The sequence below is a fragment of the Phormidium sp. FACHB-592 genome (assembly GCF_014695795.1).
In the GTDB taxonomy this organism is placed as follows: Bacteria; Cyanobacteriota; Cyanobacteriia; order Leptolyngbyales; family Leptolyngbyaceae; genus Stenomitos.
The window spans coordinates 1-11,864 of record NZ_JACJOZ010000008.1 but is presented as its reverse complement, the minus strand read 5'-3'; the positions used below and the strand labels follow the sequence as shown (position 1 = coordinate 11,864).

Sequence of the window (11,864 nt, the reverse complement as noted above, 5' to 3'; positions counted from 1 at the left end):
TGGTCGCCTTTTGATTTGTCCGTGGTTGGGGTATTGGGAGCAAATCGGGCAACCGCTTCAGCCTGCGCGATCGTATGTCTAACTTTACTGAGAAAACAATCGAGCCAATCGTTTTCCGATCAGATCTTAAGTTTTGTTAAGTTGTTGTTGCTTGCCGTAGGTACCTCCTTCCCTAATGCCAAAATATCGCTCGCCGTCACGCCAAACCTCTGAGCGAATATGGTCCCACTGCCCCGTCGGTTTTCTTTGTGTGAGGTGTTTCTGATACTCAATTCTTGTTTGTATAACATCCCAAAACTTGCGCCAAGCCAGCCCAATAGCTCTATCTTTCTGGTGACACGCGTTGCCAACGTCGAGAATTAAATCAATCCATTTACAAGGTCTGAATTTAGTAGCAGCAGCCTTCCATTTCTTCTCTTCAATAGGGTTAAGTCCATCTCGTCGCAGCTTCACAGATAGCTCAGCCCATTTCCTTTCTTTTCTCATAGAGAACTCCTTGTAATCAAGACAATCTAGGAATTCTGACTGAGACTCTGATTGAAGAATGTGAACAAATAACTCTCTAGGCACGTTGAACGGGTAGTCAAGGGATTTAGTTTTTGCCTCTCGCTTCAGAAACCTTTCAGACGCATATATCAATTCCCAAAGCGCCAAATACTGATCAGCCATCAGTGTTACCGCCATCCGATGAACTTCCTCTATTTGCCCACGTGCTAATAGTTCGTCGAGCGGATTGCTCTCCCCACATGTTTTTGCCCTCCAATACAAGCCTATTAGAGTGTAGTATCGGCGGATGTTATGCCATTCCTCCTCCAAGTCTTTGGTGTGGGCACGAGAAAGCAAGGACTGATCCGGGAGCATGAGCATCTGTTTCGCTATTAGTCTTTGATCTGCCAATAGCTTGTTTTTTTGACTCATCTTCCACCGCTCCAATAGCCGATCGATTATTCAATACGTGTAATTCAGACTTAGAACCTGATTAAAACCGCTGAAAATCCGTCGAGTAAGCCTGTACAGCCGCTGCAAAGAAGTACGAATGTCCAGACTGCGCTCTATGGAGTCTCTAAAAACTCTGTAAATATGTCTTCCCCTTTCTCTCGCTAAAAGCCGATTACCTGACTCGTTCACTTGCCAACAGCGTGGCATCAGAATACTCAGGCAGAGCGAAAAATGCTAATATCACACGGATTTTCACAGATCTCAGCACTTGAGACACCAGTCGCTCACTTACTGGTCAGCAACCGATTGACGGTTTCCTGCTGGCTGACTGCCAGTGCGATCAGATTGTTGACAATGATTTGATTCGAGTCGGTTAGGCGTGCCAGGTTATCGATCCGCTCTGTGAGCTTATCCACGCTGGTGGTGAGTTTGGTTTGAGCTTCGGTCAGCCTATTAAAGCCCTGTTCCATCCGGTCAGACATGCGATCGACCTTTTCACCGAGTTTGTCGATACTCTCGCGTTGCATGTACGAGATTTCGATCAGATTCTCAATGGCACCCTGCGTGCCTCGATTGGCTTGTGTCATATCGATCGCTCCTAAAGTCTGCCTTTCACTTGATCCCAAACGCTTAGAACGCCTTCCTTCCAGCCCTCTAGATAGACATCCTCGTCTGGATTTTCGAGGTATTGAATCCGCTTGCTTTCAATCCATTCGTGCGTTTCTTCACTCAGCTCGTCATCTAATTCCAAAAGCCGAAATTCGTTGTAGGAGAGTTCTGCGGCATCTTCTTGCCCGTCTTTGACACCAATCTGTTTCCACTCCGCTTCAGACCTCTCCTTCTCCAAGCGCAAGCGCTCAAGAACTTTCTCCACAACAGGGATCTCCTTTAGCTTTGTTTCCTCAATCTGAACTGCATACTCAATTGCCTCTTGGCATACCCGCGAGACGTTTAGGCTGTCTTTAACCCGCTGCAACCGTCCATGAAGGCTGTCGGAGATGGTAACAGTTATCCTTTGAGCCACCGTCATACTTACTCTTTTATAGGGTATGAACTAGTTATAACAGTAAATACTAAAAGAGGATGTATTTATTCTTACGACTTGCGATCTCTCTCAATCTTCCTGTTCTGATTCAGCTTTCGGTTTTCTGCCTGCCCCTTCACGTCTGCCCCCTCGCTTTCGCTCAACGGGGGGCACTTGTTCTAAGCAGCCGTTGTTATAGAGTCCTAACGCAATGAAGCGTTCAGCAGCAGCAGCCTCCGATAAGCCACTTTGAGAAGCGTACTTTTCAAGTGCAGCCTTTACCTCGTCGCTCATTCTCACCGTTAGTTTCCTCAAGAACTCTGAAACGTCCATAACTCCACATGACTTGATTAAACACTACGTCCTCATACTAGGCGAAAATAGTTTAATCGAATGACCTCGTTTGATTCCTTTTGATTATGCAAACCCTGTTTTTACATAAGGCATTCTGCTAAATCAAATGACATCATTTTGATTATTTTGATTTACAGTGATGGCATGGATGGTTACGGCACGGTTCGCCCTGACTCCGTAACGCCGCAGTGAGGACACCGCGAAAGGCACTCAACTAGCAGCAGCCATCCACACCACAAATATTTGAGGCACCTATGGTTTCAACTACACCACCCAAACAATTACAGACCAGGGCAAAACACACCCGTTTAGTTTCGTTCGAGAACTCTAACTCCTTCCTCAAACGCCATGACTCCGAGGGTACACTCGTGATTCAAGCGGGCTACCGCGAGAACCCCTCTGATTCAGCCCATGCAGACAATGAGAACCCGATCGTCATTCTGAACGGCACCGCGCCACGCTGGTATGGCTCGATCGCTTGCCAAGGGCAACATATCCGCAGTTTTGAGCGTTCCAAGCTGGAGACAGCACGGGAAGCCTTTGCTGCCTGCCTACGTCCCTCCGACGATGGGCGCAATCTGATTGTTGTTGCAAGCTATTGGGATCGAAAAGACCTGCCAGCAATGGAGCGGGCATTACTCGGTACATACAGCGTAATTCGCAATGGTGAGTCTATTTGCTGCACTGTGACGCAAGTGCTAACGGTGGTGGAGGGTATTGGCTCTTACTGGGCAGTTGAGAATCGCTTACAGCATGGTCAAACCTTTCTGCTTGAAATTGGCTTCAGGACGGCTGAGGAGTGGCTGATTGATGAAACTGGACGGGTGATTGATGGTCGTCCAGTGACGCAGCTCGGCATCTTCAATCTGGTGAACGCGATCGCCAATGATGCCACAGTGAGAGCCACACTCAGCAACGGCGATCGCTCCGATTCCATCAACCTGTCGCTCATCAGCGCTGGGCTGCAACGCCAAACCGTTGGACGACTATCGGTTGACCAGTGGGCTGCTATCAAAACCAAATACGCCAGCGAGTATTTGAAGTCGCTCAAAGGCTACCTACGGACGCAATACGCCGATGTCTACCAGTCCACAGCTAACAGCGTTTTAACTGGCGGTGGCGCTGCGCTGCTGCTCAACCTGCAACCCCGACTTGCTGATTTGTTTGTCATTCCCCAGGAGCCACAGATCGCCAGTGTGCGCGGCTCCTACGATCAGCAGTTGTCTAAGGTTGGTGTTTGATGGCTCAGAAGCGGAATGCCGTGGTTCTCAATGCAACGGCGATCGCCAAGCTTCAGAAATTAGTGGATACAGGCGAGTACTGCTCTCTTGATGATGCTGCGAGTCACATTATTGTCTCGGTTTTGGGTAGTACTCGCCAATACTCGCCAGTACTCAATGAATCAACACCTAAAACCATTGCTTCCACCCCGAATCAGGACAAATTAGCCCCAGTACCAATGAGTACCGCTCAAAACGATTCAAGCGCAACCCCACAGCAGCAGCAGCTTGCCAAATGGCTGGAGTCCGATGAATAAATCACATCCCGGTTTGATGATTGGCTACCTCATCACGATCTCGCTCATTCTCCTCACAGGTATTGTCAGCATCAACGCCGCAAAACAACCTACAGAGAGCATCTACACAGGTTTCGACGTTACATAACCCTAAGCAAAAGCCAGCGTCAACCGCTCAAAGTAGACCGCTGGCTCTGCACTCCCACTTAATCAATAGGAGCTATTCCATTATGCAAGCTTGGTTGAAGCACAACCCGATCGCCCTGATTGGCATCGGAATTTTAGCGATCGGCTTTGTTCCGAAAATGCTCTCTGGTGAGTTCCAGCGCGATGCCGCAGTGTCACAGCAACTCACTGAGCAGCGCAAGGCTGACGAGATGAACGCGCAACGGATGGCGATCGCGCAAGAGAACCGCAAAACCCTGGAACGGATTGCCAATGAGCGCTACAACGGTTGCACCTTGATTGTGCGTGCTGATGATCACACCAAAGCAACTGGGTTAGCGATCGGCAGTCCTGTCCTAGATGGCTCACGCCCTGGCGTGAATCTAGCCGATGGCGTAACGGTTTGTGACCAGAACGGCGTGACAGCCATTATTACCAACGGCGTTGCAGCAGAGCCTGCTGTGACCACCGATCGCGCTGTCGTAGAATCTGCGCTCCGTCGCTTTGGCTATGACGGCACTCTTGCAGGGAAGCTGCACTACTCCGCACCCAAACAGTAAAACCCTTCACCCACCTACTTAGGAGCTTTTAACGTGACGAAACCACTGAATTACTACGTTGATAACACCCCACCGATCGACCGTTTACAAGAAACATTCGGCTCTCAGCTGGAAGTCTTTTCACTCACTGAAAAGCTGCATCTAATGGGCATTCTGGCGATTCATCAGCAAGTTATTTCTGATGAAAATTATGACTTAGAAAACGAAGAATATTTGATGGTTGATGCCTATGCCGATCACACCTTTGCAGACGAAAACGGCAAGATTACTGGGGCTTGCGAACTACTGGACGGTGCCACAAATCGCGATTTGCGCGGTTTGATCCTTGCCCTAGCTAATCAAATCCACAGCTATCGTTAAACCCCAACAGTAAACCCTACGGAGATTCAAACAATGGTCACACGCAAAGACGGTACTCAACCCCGCCCTTCATGGGGCGATCGCCCCAAGCCTCAAGACAGTACTGAACCAACCTATACGCGCCCTAAACGTAAGGCTGATTGGTTCGGAGGGTTGTTATTGCTAGCTCAGTTTCTATCAGCCGCATTTACAATTTGGCTCATTTGGCAGTCAGTGGAGGTTTATGTTCAAGTTGGCTCTGCCATTGCTTCACACACTCTGACAACCACTCTACCGAAATGGCTAGATTGGTTCATTGCTCACACATGGTTTATTGGGGCGATCGTGAAATGGTTTTTGGATGGTGGCGTGGCGCTAGTGTCGATCGCTGCCATGCTCGCGCTTTACATCATTTTGCAGATCGGTGAAGTAGCACCATTGCTGCTCGAAAATAGCCCTCGCACTTTACGCCGGTTGATTGGCTCCATCGCCAGTCATAACAGGATGCCGATCGGTGCAAAGGATCACCGGACAGTGCAATTCCTGAAAGAGAAGCACAATGCCATTCCTACGGCTTGGGTAGATAGCATCTACACCGCGAAATGGATTTGTTACGGAGTTGACTTCCTGATCTGCCTGCTGGCTTGCCCTCCCATTCGTGGCGGTTGGGATCGCTTGCAGATTGTCATGGCAGCACCAACGATGAGTGATTTCGATTTTGTGAACGCTGCCAAGATTGCGATCACGCTGTTTGCAGTTGAGGTTGGATTTTTTGTCTATCTCTGGATTAAACGTGGTCGCACCATCCTGAACACACCTGAGCCAAACGCAGAACAGGCAAACGAAGCCTAAAGCACTTTGGGAGTGAGTCATTCACTCCCTTCTTTTTACTCGCCTATGGAGGAATCCGATGTTTGCTTACTTGAAAACTTTAAGCCCTGACGATCGCGCTAAAGAGATTGCTGCCATTGAAAAGCTATTGCAGCAAGACCCGACTGCACTCGTTCCCCTCTATCGGGATGCTGCGTTGCAGAACACCAGCCGCAATGTTTCTGAATCAATGGTGCTGAGTATTACCGGGATTTCTGTCGGTGCCATCTTTGCAGGGGCTTTTGTTGGCTTCCCTTTAGCACTTACCGCTGGCACGTTGTTCCTGGCTCAACAGTTCTGGAACGGGCAGAGACAGAAGCGTGAAGCACGTTGGGCGATCGAAGATGGCGATGACTTTGTTCGATACCTGGACAAAGAGACACAGCGCGAATATAAGCATTTTGCTGCTGCTGTAAAAGACACATCAGGGCACGTCCTACCGCACAGCGAACCCGCAATCGACGTACTAGGGGAGCCAGTCCCCGATCGCCCTCGCAGTCTTTCCATGCTGGATATGTGGGTGAGCAACGCCCCCAACCCTGAGATCAGAAAGCTGCCGCTCAATGAGCGTGGGCAGTACATCGTCGATCGACTCATTGCCGATGGTTTCCGCATTGACCGCGCGATGTCAGGCAGTGTGATTGTCGTGGCTGGCTCCCAGCGTGGTGGTAAGGGCACGCTCTTAGCCCTGCTCTGCATCTTGCAACAGGCGCTGACCAAGGGCGAAACAGCAATTCGGTACTACACTGCAGGCAATGACATCTACCCGTTCAAGACGCTGAAAACCGTCTGCTCTGATAGCTTCCCCAGCGTGAAGGATAAAGACGAAGCAAATCGGCTGGTCGCTGCTGCACTGAATGAGGAGATTCAGAGCTATCGCCAGTGTGAGAACTACGAGCGCCAAGGCGAGATGTTAGTGATTGATGAGGCGATCGCCCTGGCGCTCATCACCGATCCAGAAACCAACCGCCAGCAAGCCAGCTACTTACTACGCCAGTTTGCGAAGTCAGGCGGGACGTGCATCGTCGTTCTCCATGCCTCCAACCTCACTGCATGGGTAGGCAATGGCAACACAGCCGGACTCGCGCAAGCGTTTAAGTCAGGCGTGACCCTCATTGGCTGCCGCTCGAAAGCAATGGCAACCAAAGGGCTGCAATCAACTAATGTCGCTACGGGTGAATACTTCTTTGCTGACCCTGAAAACTTTGGCATACCCCTGAAGGACTCGCCAGCGTTGGGCAAGCTTCCTGATTGGCTGCTGAAGGTCAAGCATCCTGGTAATGGTGCCCCTGATCCAGCCCGCTCGCTGCTGGCATTCTTCCCCGAAATGATTAGCCGTGATGTGCTAAAAATGGAGCCGACACGGTTCCAACCGATGCCGCCGCCAACAGTATCGGAGCCGAAAACGATACCCGCACAGACAGACGCAGAACGGTTAGAAACGCTGTTTAACAAAGGTAGTGAAGACGCAGTAAGAGCAGACCTGGCAAGCGTATTTGAGTTCATCAAGATGCAGATACCAAACGCAGGCAATAGTCTCTCTGCTCGCGACCTTTACCGCAGTACAGGTGCTTCGAGCGTGGGCATCACCAAAGAAAACGCTGTTGAGTTCATGCAGAAATTAGCGGACGCTGACAGCGCTCGCTTCAGCTATGAAGAGAAAGCTAATAACGCAGGTAGCGTCTCGCGGTTCATCAAGCGGCTGAAAGCATTTTAGCTAACAGTTTCTCAACTCTCCCCAGTGACAAGTGACAAGTGACAAAGAGAGAGCTAATCCAGTGTCATCCAGTGTCATGTCAATTAATGTCACTCAATGTCACTGGACGCTTGCCACTCAATGTCACTCAGCTTTGTCACTCAATGTCACTGGGCTTAAAAATTAGGAGTTCCGATCAATGGCACGTTTTCTACCAGGAATCTCAGAGAAGAAAGAGTTTACGATCGCTCGTTCTAACGTCTTTTGGCTGGTTGATTTTGACCTACCAGAAGGGGTCAAAGAGCAGGTTTCGCTTAAAGAGTTAGCGTTGGTGCATGGCACCCTACTGATGGGTTTCTACTGCGACCCGTTGCCAGGGGATGTGATTACCTATCGCGGTTACAAATGGCGTGTAACAGAAAGGCAATTCTCACCCAATCGTTACCGCTCCAAAGAAGATCGCTGCATCCCTACTTTGCTGGTTGAATATATGGGTCAAGTGGACAGTGATTGAGCAACTTTCACTCTTCAATGAGGAGACGATCGCTCCTCCCACTTCAGATCGTTGGCTCTATCCGCTGTGTACGCTGTTCAACTCGGGCGATAGCGGTCTTTATCACATTGCCGCCAGCAGCAAAGAGGAAGCACGGGCGATCGCAGAAAACTATCTCCGCTCCAAAGGAATCCCGTTTCGTGCGGTTGTTTGCTGCCTGGGCACGTACTGGCATAAGTCGCTCGATGGCTACCCCTGCTCGCCAATCAGACAAGAAGACAGGTGGCTTTGATTGCACGCTACTCCACATCATCGCCGCTGTGTAAAAAACCTTGTGCTCTCAACTCTTTCTCAACAGCAGCTCGAATAAAGCCTTGGTGATCACCCACTTTGCCTAATGCTTCTGCCACCTCAAGTGGATAGCGTGTGCCAACAACGCGACCAAGTTCGCGATCGCTTGCGCGTTGAAATGGCTTCAGGTTTTCAAGTTTGGGTTTGGGGTTAGACATACTACTTCCTCAGTAACGAAGCTAATCTATCACAGTTAACACGTGATAAGTCTTCACAAAAGCTTCACAGATTAGCTCTCTATTCACTGTTAACGAGTGATACGATAAGTTTATGCAAAACACAGGGCGCTCCACTCCGGCAAAGAAGAAAGCGCCCTGTACCCGTAAACCGAGTAAGAGGATTCTAACGTGAACTATCCAGTTAACACTCCAGACATTGCGATCGACGCTATCCGTTTTCAAATGGGCTTCAGGGATGGCAAATGCTCAATGATGCGTGGCACCTTCTGCGACGATCCCAGTTACCTACTTGGCTTTAATGCTGGCTTAAAGTTCTACCGTTGCTCGATTCCAGCAGTCACAGAAGGCTACTTGGAACGAGGGTATGCAGGCGAACTGCTCAACGAAATCTAGACCATTAGGGGGCAGCTACACCTGCAACGGTTGCCCCATCCAAATTCCCTGGTAATGACTGTTATCGACTGAGTTGAGTCATCTTGCACTTTAGAAGGACTTAGAACCATGCATAAAGTTTACCCAGTGGCAAAGCGCGAAACCAAGATGCGTCGATCGCCCGTACTGAAGCCTAAATTCAAGATCGGTCAGCGCGTTGAGGTGCGATGGGAGATTGACGAAGAGCCGAACGGCATCTCAATCGATCGCGGTGTTGTGCAAGGCTTCGCTTATATTTCAGGCGACTACGAATGCACTTCGCGCAGTGGTTATGCGCCATCTCCTGGCTTCAGCTACAGCATCCTCTTTGGTGGTTACGCTATCGAGCTAGTCAATGAAAATGAGCTTTTTCTGGCGGAGGAGGCGCTTTGTGTCTAAAGAGTACCAATTCCCGCAACCGAAATATAAAGCGGGTCAGCACATCCAGACTGCATGGATTACCGACGACACAAAAGAACTGGTAGTTGAGTCATCTTTGCACTTTAGAAGGAATAGAACGATGCCCACACTGCAACAAGTTCTGCTGCAACGCATGATGGCGAAGCTGCACAAGTCGATTCGAGCCGTTGTTTGCCTTTGCACCAATGTCGAAGTCAAAGGAGCGCGAGTGGTGTTCTCTTGCCCTAATGACGCAACACTTCAAGCGCTCCTTTGCTTACGACTACTCCTTGCTGAAGTGATTGATCCATTTGGCATTGTTGAGCTTGAGTTTTCTGCACCAGACCAGGCACGGGCGATCGTTTTACCTGTTGAGTTGATACTCCTCTGCTACCCCGGTGTTTTGGTCGTCTGCCCTCAATCCAGCATCAACCAACGAAAGGACAAAAGATGAATAAACGCCAAGCAGCTAAGAATCTGATTGATGCCGCTATCCGGTATCAGGTTTACAAATTAGCTTTGCAAATTGCCGCGCTGCCGGATGATCAAATCTCAGCTAGTGCTCCAGCAATTAAGCAACTTAAAGAGATTGCTGCCGATTTAGAAGACCCATCAGAGAGCACTGCTCAAAGCGAAATTTAGATGACTTAGGGCATTCAGTAATGGTTGAGAATGCCCTCCCTGTTGGACTCGGATGATGCACTAATCAATCTGTAGGAAAGATCACGATGGATTCTTTAAGTCTAAGTACAGTCCTGAATCGTTTTGTTTACACTGTGTTTGCCGGTGCCGGTGATCTGCTAGAGCCTGATTGCTGGGTGTTGCCACAATTAGATGCTGCCGACAACCGACACATTGTTTTCCTTTGTAAGCCACCAATGGCGCACAATGCCAGAGAAGCGTACAAGCAGATTTTGAGTTTGAATCTCGACGTGCCCATTCATTTCCACCTCTACTATCACGGCAAGTTTTTGCATGAAGAAAGAGAGCAGTTAATATCCGCTACAAGGCTGTACGGGGGCGAGTCGCTAACAGTACGAGAGTGCAGCAGGCAAAAGCCACAGCAAACCGACCAGGACCGAATCATTTCAGACTGGTTAAGCCTTGCTGGAGAAAAAGAAAAAATCACTGTGCTGCAGCAGTCTGACACCAGTATTACGGTCAGGTGCGGCGACAGTATGCAGGCAGGGGAGTTATGGTACAACCTCCCTAGGCTTAAAGCCACAGGACTTAAATTTGCCACGATCTACATAGGGAAGAGCTTTTTTAACAGTCTTTCCCTTGATCGGATTGCAAAGGACGATCTCCAGACTTTCATTCAGTCACTGCTGTCAACCCACCAAGAGATTATTGAAGCTGGCAGCATGGTGATCGACAAGACGATCAAAATCTATTGCTCAAGCAAAGAAGAGGCGATCGCCCTGTACGATGGGTGCTGGGATTTGGCAGAACGTGCTCAAGAACAGCAACTCCCACAGTTATTCGAGCTTTACTATCCCGGCGATGACCAAAAGCCTCACCTGTACAGAGACTTTTCCGTGCGGGCAGGGCTGCTGGTGAAAATTTTACAACGCCGGGAGATTGCAGCGTTGTGTCAAGACTTAGACGTTGAAAATCTATAGCTTGTGAGCGCTGCTGCGTAACGACTTGCCCTGTCTTTCTGGCAGGGCTTTTTGACATAAAAAGCCCGATTACATTACTCGCCTAATGTCAGATTGGCAGACCTGGCTTGCCTCAAAGACCGAGTAACTTATGGAAATGTGTCTTTCTATAAGTTACTCAGAAGAAGTTGAAGAGAGATGACAAAGCAGTTTGATCAAAGAGAGCGGTTCTTCGCACAAGTGAACGTAGCAGCACATCTTTGCGGTGTCTCTGACAGCACGATCGACGAGTGGATCAAAATCGGCAAATTAGTAGAACGTGTCCACTTTATTCGCACCAGCGATCGCATGAGGCTATTCAATGTTGAACTACTGCGCGATCGGATTGCCAATTGGGATGATGATGTGGCGCATCAAAAAGGCATTCAGGTCTATCAAGCCAGTTTGCTAAGCAATCAGTCGTTACAGCGGCACAAGGTTAAAAATAACTAGCACAAAGAGAGATAACCTCCTCTGGTAGCAGCTTCGCTTCAAAGGTACCGACATGGAATCACCAAACAGACCCAACAACGCTGATCCGCTTCTCTTTCGCTACGCCGCTACGGCTGAAGAGAGCAACCAACCGTCGATCAACGTAGTGCTTAGTGTTCAGGGCGCACTCATCGGCGGGCAGATCATCAGCGCGGCGCTTTATGCTGAAGCGCTGAAACCTGGCGCTAACGTAAAAGATGCTGCCACGGTGTTTGCTCTGCTGCAGCAAGACATCCTCGCTGAAAGAGGACAGTACATTCACTTGCAAAACCCTTGGGTTGTTTCGGTTGCGGGGCAGATTCCCTTTAATCCTGGGACTGTCTGGCGGTGTCGGTTAGACGCGGTTAACGGCTTCTTCTTAGGACCGATCCGGTAGAGACTGGTTGAGCCTTCTAGGGCTAACCCGGCTGTTAAGAAACAGTTGACAAAGCCTAGC

At 49.4% G+C, this 11,864-nt stretch carries 21 protein-coding genes; 16 read left to right on the top strand and 5 right to left on the bottom strand.

Annotation, left to right across the window (positions count from 1 at the left end; all coding sequences use genetic code 11):
- Positions 1-126: 126 nt before the first annotated feature.
- The 4 genes from H6F86_RS00460 to H6F86_RS00445 form a co-directional block, all read right to left on the bottom strand.
- Complete coding sequence (locus tag H6F86_RS00460; RefSeq protein WP_190446169.1) at positions 127-918, bottom strand: hypothetical protein; 792 nt, start codon at positions 916-918, stop codon at positions 127-129.
- 305 nt (positions 919-1,223) lie between these two features.
- Complete coding sequence (locus tag H6F86_RS00455) at positions 1,224-1,526, bottom strand: hypothetical protein (RefSeq protein ID WP_190446168.1); 303 nt, start codon at positions 1,524-1,526, stop codon at positions 1,224-1,226.
- 11 nt (positions 1,527-1,537) lie between these two features.
- Entirely contained in the window at positions 1,538-1,969 is a 432-nt protein-coding gene (locus H6F86_RS00450) for a hypothetical protein (protein WP_206755993.1), read from the bottom strand.
- Between the two features lie 84 nt (positions 1,970-2,053).
- Positions 2,054-2,263 carry a hypothetical protein gene (locus H6F86_RS00445; protein ID WP_190446166.1) on the bottom strand — a complete coding sequence of 70 codons (210 nt, stop codon included), beginning with the start codon at positions 2,261-2,263 and terminating at the stop codon, positions 2,054-2,056.
- 308 nt (positions 2,264-2,571) lie between these two features.
- Here H6F86_RS00445 and H6F86_RS00440 point away from each other — a divergent pair, with 308 nt between their 5' ends.
- The 9 genes from H6F86_RS00440 to H6F86_RS00405 all read left to right on the top strand — a co-directional run bounded on the left by H6F86_RS00440 (position 2,572) and on the right by H6F86_RS00405 (position 8,248).
- The gene (locus H6F86_RS00440) at positions 2,572-3,558 is read left to right on the top strand and encodes a hypothetical protein (protein ID WP_190446165.1); all 987 of its coding nucleotides are present in this window, start codon (positions 2,572-2,574) and stop codon (positions 3,556-3,558) included.
- On the top strand, positions 3,558-3,854 hold the full coding sequence (locus tag H6F86_RS00435; RefSeq protein WP_190446164.1) for a hypothetical protein: 297 nt from the start codon (positions 3,558-3,560) through the stop codon (positions 3,852-3,854). The genes H6F86_RS00440 and H6F86_RS00435 overlap by 1 nt, the downstream gene beginning before the upstream one ends.
- Positions 3,847-3,981 (top strand): hypothetical protein, encoded by a 135-nt coding sequence (locus H6F86_RS32665; protein WP_277881628.1) that lies wholly within the window; start codon positions 3,847-3,849, stop codon positions 3,979-3,981. The genes H6F86_RS00435 and H6F86_RS32665 overlap by 8 nt, the downstream gene beginning before the upstream one ends.
- An 82-nt stretch (positions 3,982-4,063) precedes the next feature.
- Positions 4,064-4,558 carry a hypothetical protein gene (locus tag H6F86_RS00430; protein WP_190446163.1) on the top strand — a complete coding sequence of 165 codons (495 nt, stop codon included), beginning with the start codon at positions 4,064-4,066 and terminating at the stop codon, positions 4,556-4,558.
- A 33-nt stretch (positions 4,559-4,591) separates the two neighbouring features.
- Positions 4,592-4,918 carry a hypothetical protein gene (locus tag H6F86_RS00425; RefSeq protein WP_190446162.1) on the top strand — a complete coding sequence of 109 codons (327 nt, stop codon included), beginning with the start codon at positions 4,592-4,594 and terminating at the stop codon, positions 4,916-4,918.
- Positions 4,919-4,951: 33 nt separating this feature from the next.
- The gene (locus H6F86_RS00420) at positions 4,952-5,749 is read left to right on the top strand and encodes a hypothetical protein (RefSeq protein WP_190446161.1); all 798 of its coding nucleotides are present in this window, start codon (positions 4,952-4,954) and stop codon (positions 5,747-5,749) included.
- Positions 5,750-5,807: 58 nt separating this feature from the next.
- Positions 5,808-7,484: a hypothetical protein gene (locus tag H6F86_RS00415; RefSeq protein ID WP_190446160.1), complete on the top strand. Its 1,677-nt coding sequence runs from the start codon at positions 5,808-5,810 to the stop codon at positions 7,482-7,484.
- Positions 7,485-7,662: 178 nt separating this feature from the next.
- Entirely contained in the window at positions 7,663-7,977 is a 315-nt protein-coding gene (locus H6F86_RS00410) for a hypothetical protein (RefSeq protein WP_190446159.1), read from the top strand.
- The gene (locus tag H6F86_RS00405; RefSeq protein ID WP_190446158.1) at positions 7,970-8,248 is read left to right on the top strand and encodes a hypothetical protein; all 279 of its coding nucleotides are present in this window, start codon (positions 7,970-7,972) and stop codon (positions 8,246-8,248) included. The genes H6F86_RS00410 and H6F86_RS00405 overlap by 8 nt, the downstream gene beginning before the upstream one ends.
- Positions 8,249-8,255: 7 nt before the next feature.
- Here the strand turns inward: H6F86_RS00405 and H6F86_RS00400 are convergent, their stop codons facing one another.
- Complete coding sequence (locus tag H6F86_RS00400) at positions 8,256-8,465, bottom strand: hypothetical protein (protein WP_190446157.1); 210 nt, start codon at positions 8,463-8,465, stop codon at positions 8,256-8,258.
- Positions 8,466-8,654: 189 nt separating this feature from the next.
- Between H6F86_RS00400 and H6F86_RS00395 the strand changes: the two genes are divergently transcribed.
- The 7 genes from H6F86_RS00395 (at position 8,655) to H6F86_RS00365 (ending at position 11,804) form a co-directional block, all read left to right on the top strand.
- Entirely contained in the window at positions 8,655-8,879 is a 225-nt protein-coding gene (locus H6F86_RS00395; protein ID WP_190446156.1) for a hypothetical protein, read from the top strand.
- A 108-nt stretch (positions 8,880-8,987) separates the two neighbouring features.
- Positions 8,988-9,296, top strand: coding sequence for a hypothetical protein (locus H6F86_RS00390; protein ID WP_190446155.1), 309 nt, complete (start codon positions 8,988-8,990; stop codon positions 9,294-9,296).
- Positions 9,289-9,750: a hypothetical protein gene (locus H6F86_RS00385; protein WP_190446154.1), complete on the top strand. Its 462-nt coding sequence runs from the start codon at positions 9,289-9,291 to the stop codon at positions 9,748-9,750. The genes H6F86_RS00390 and H6F86_RS00385 overlap by 8 nt, the downstream gene beginning before the upstream one ends.
- Positions 9,747-9,938, top strand: a complete 192-nt coding sequence (locus H6F86_RS00380; protein ID WP_190446153.1) for a hypothetical protein — start codon at positions 9,747-9,749, stop codon at positions 9,936-9,938. Before H6F86_RS00385 ends, H6F86_RS00380 begins: the two co-directional genes overlap by 4 nt.
- 86 nt (positions 9,939-10,024) lie before the next feature.
- Complete coding sequence (locus H6F86_RS00375; RefSeq protein ID WP_190446152.1) at positions 10,025-10,918, top strand: hypothetical protein; 894 nt, start codon at positions 10,025-10,027, stop codon at positions 10,916-10,918.
- Between the two features lie 177 nt (positions 10,919-11,095).
- A complete protein-coding gene (locus H6F86_RS00370; protein WP_190446151.1) occupies positions 11,096-11,389 on the top strand; it encodes a hypothetical protein in 294 nt (97 codons plus the stop codon).
- Positions 11,390-11,441: 52 nt separating this feature from the next.
- Positions 11,442-11,804: a hypothetical protein gene (locus H6F86_RS00365; protein ID WP_190446150.1), complete on the top strand. Its 363-nt coding sequence runs from the start codon at positions 11,442-11,444 to the stop codon at positions 11,802-11,804.
- Positions 11,805-11,864: the final 60 nt, after the last annotated feature.

Bases quoted from the DNA above. Each gene is read 5' to 3' on its own strand.
- H6F86_RS00415 (WP_190446160.1), top strand. From the start codon at position 5,808: ATGTTTGCTTACTTGAAAACTTTAAGCCCTGACGATCGCGCTAAAGAG.
- H6F86_RS00365 (WP_190446150.1), top strand. From the start codon at position 11,442: ATGGAATCACCAAACAGACCCAACAACGCTGATCCGCTTCTCTTTCGC.
- H6F86_RS00420 (WP_190446161.1), top strand. From the start codon at position 4,952: ATGGTCACACGCAAAGACGGTACTCAACCCCGCCCTTCATGGGGCGAT.
- H6F86_RS00430 (WP_190446163.1), top strand. From the start codon at position 4,064: ATGCAAGCTTGGTTGAAGCACAACCCGATCGCCCTGATTGGCATCGGA.
- H6F86_RS00400 (WP_190446157.1), bottom strand. From the start codon at position 8,465: ATGTCTAACCCCAAACCCAAACTTGAAAACCTGAAGCCATTTCAACGC.
- H6F86_RS00440 (WP_190446165.1), top strand. From the start codon at position 2,572: ATGGTTTCAACTACACCACCCAAACAATTACAGACCAGGGCAAAACAC.
- H6F86_RS00455 (WP_190446168.1), bottom strand. From the start codon at position 1,526: ATGACACAAGCCAATCGAGGCACGCAGGGTGCCATTGAGAATCTGATC.
- H6F86_RS00450 (WP_206755993.1), bottom strand. From the start codon at position 1,969: ATGACGGTGGCTCAAAGGATAACTGTTACCATCTCCGACAGCCTTCAT.
- H6F86_RS00375 (WP_190446152.1), top strand. From the start codon at position 10,025: ATGGATTCTTTAAGTCTAAGTACAGTCCTGAATCGTTTTGTTTACACT.
- H6F86_RS00390 (WP_190446155.1), top strand. From the start codon at position 8,988: ATGCATAAAGTTTACCCAGTGGCAAAGCGCGAAACCAAGATGCGTCGA.
- H6F86_RS00370 (WP_190446151.1), top strand. From the start codon at position 11,096: ATGACAAAGCAGTTTGATCAAAGAGAGCGGTTCTTCGCACAAGTGAAC.
- H6F86_RS00380 (WP_190446153.1), top strand. From the start codon at position 9,747: ATGAATAAACGCCAAGCAGCTAAGAATCTGATTGATGCCGCTATCCGG.
- H6F86_RS00410 (WP_190446159.1), top strand. From the start codon at position 7,663: ATGGCACGTTTTCTACCAGGAATCTCAGAGAAGAAAGAGTTTACGATC.
- H6F86_RS32665 (WP_277881628.1), top strand. From the start codon at position 3,847: ATGAATAAATCACATCCCGGTTTGATGATTGGCTACCTCATCACGATC.
- H6F86_RS00460 (WP_190446169.1), bottom strand. From the start codon at position 918: ATGAGTCAAAAAAACAAGCTATTGGCAGATCAAAGACTAATAGCGAAA.
- H6F86_RS00435 (WP_190446164.1), top strand. From the start codon at position 3,558: ATGGCTCAGAAGCGGAATGCCGTGGTTCTCAATGCAACGGCGATCGCC.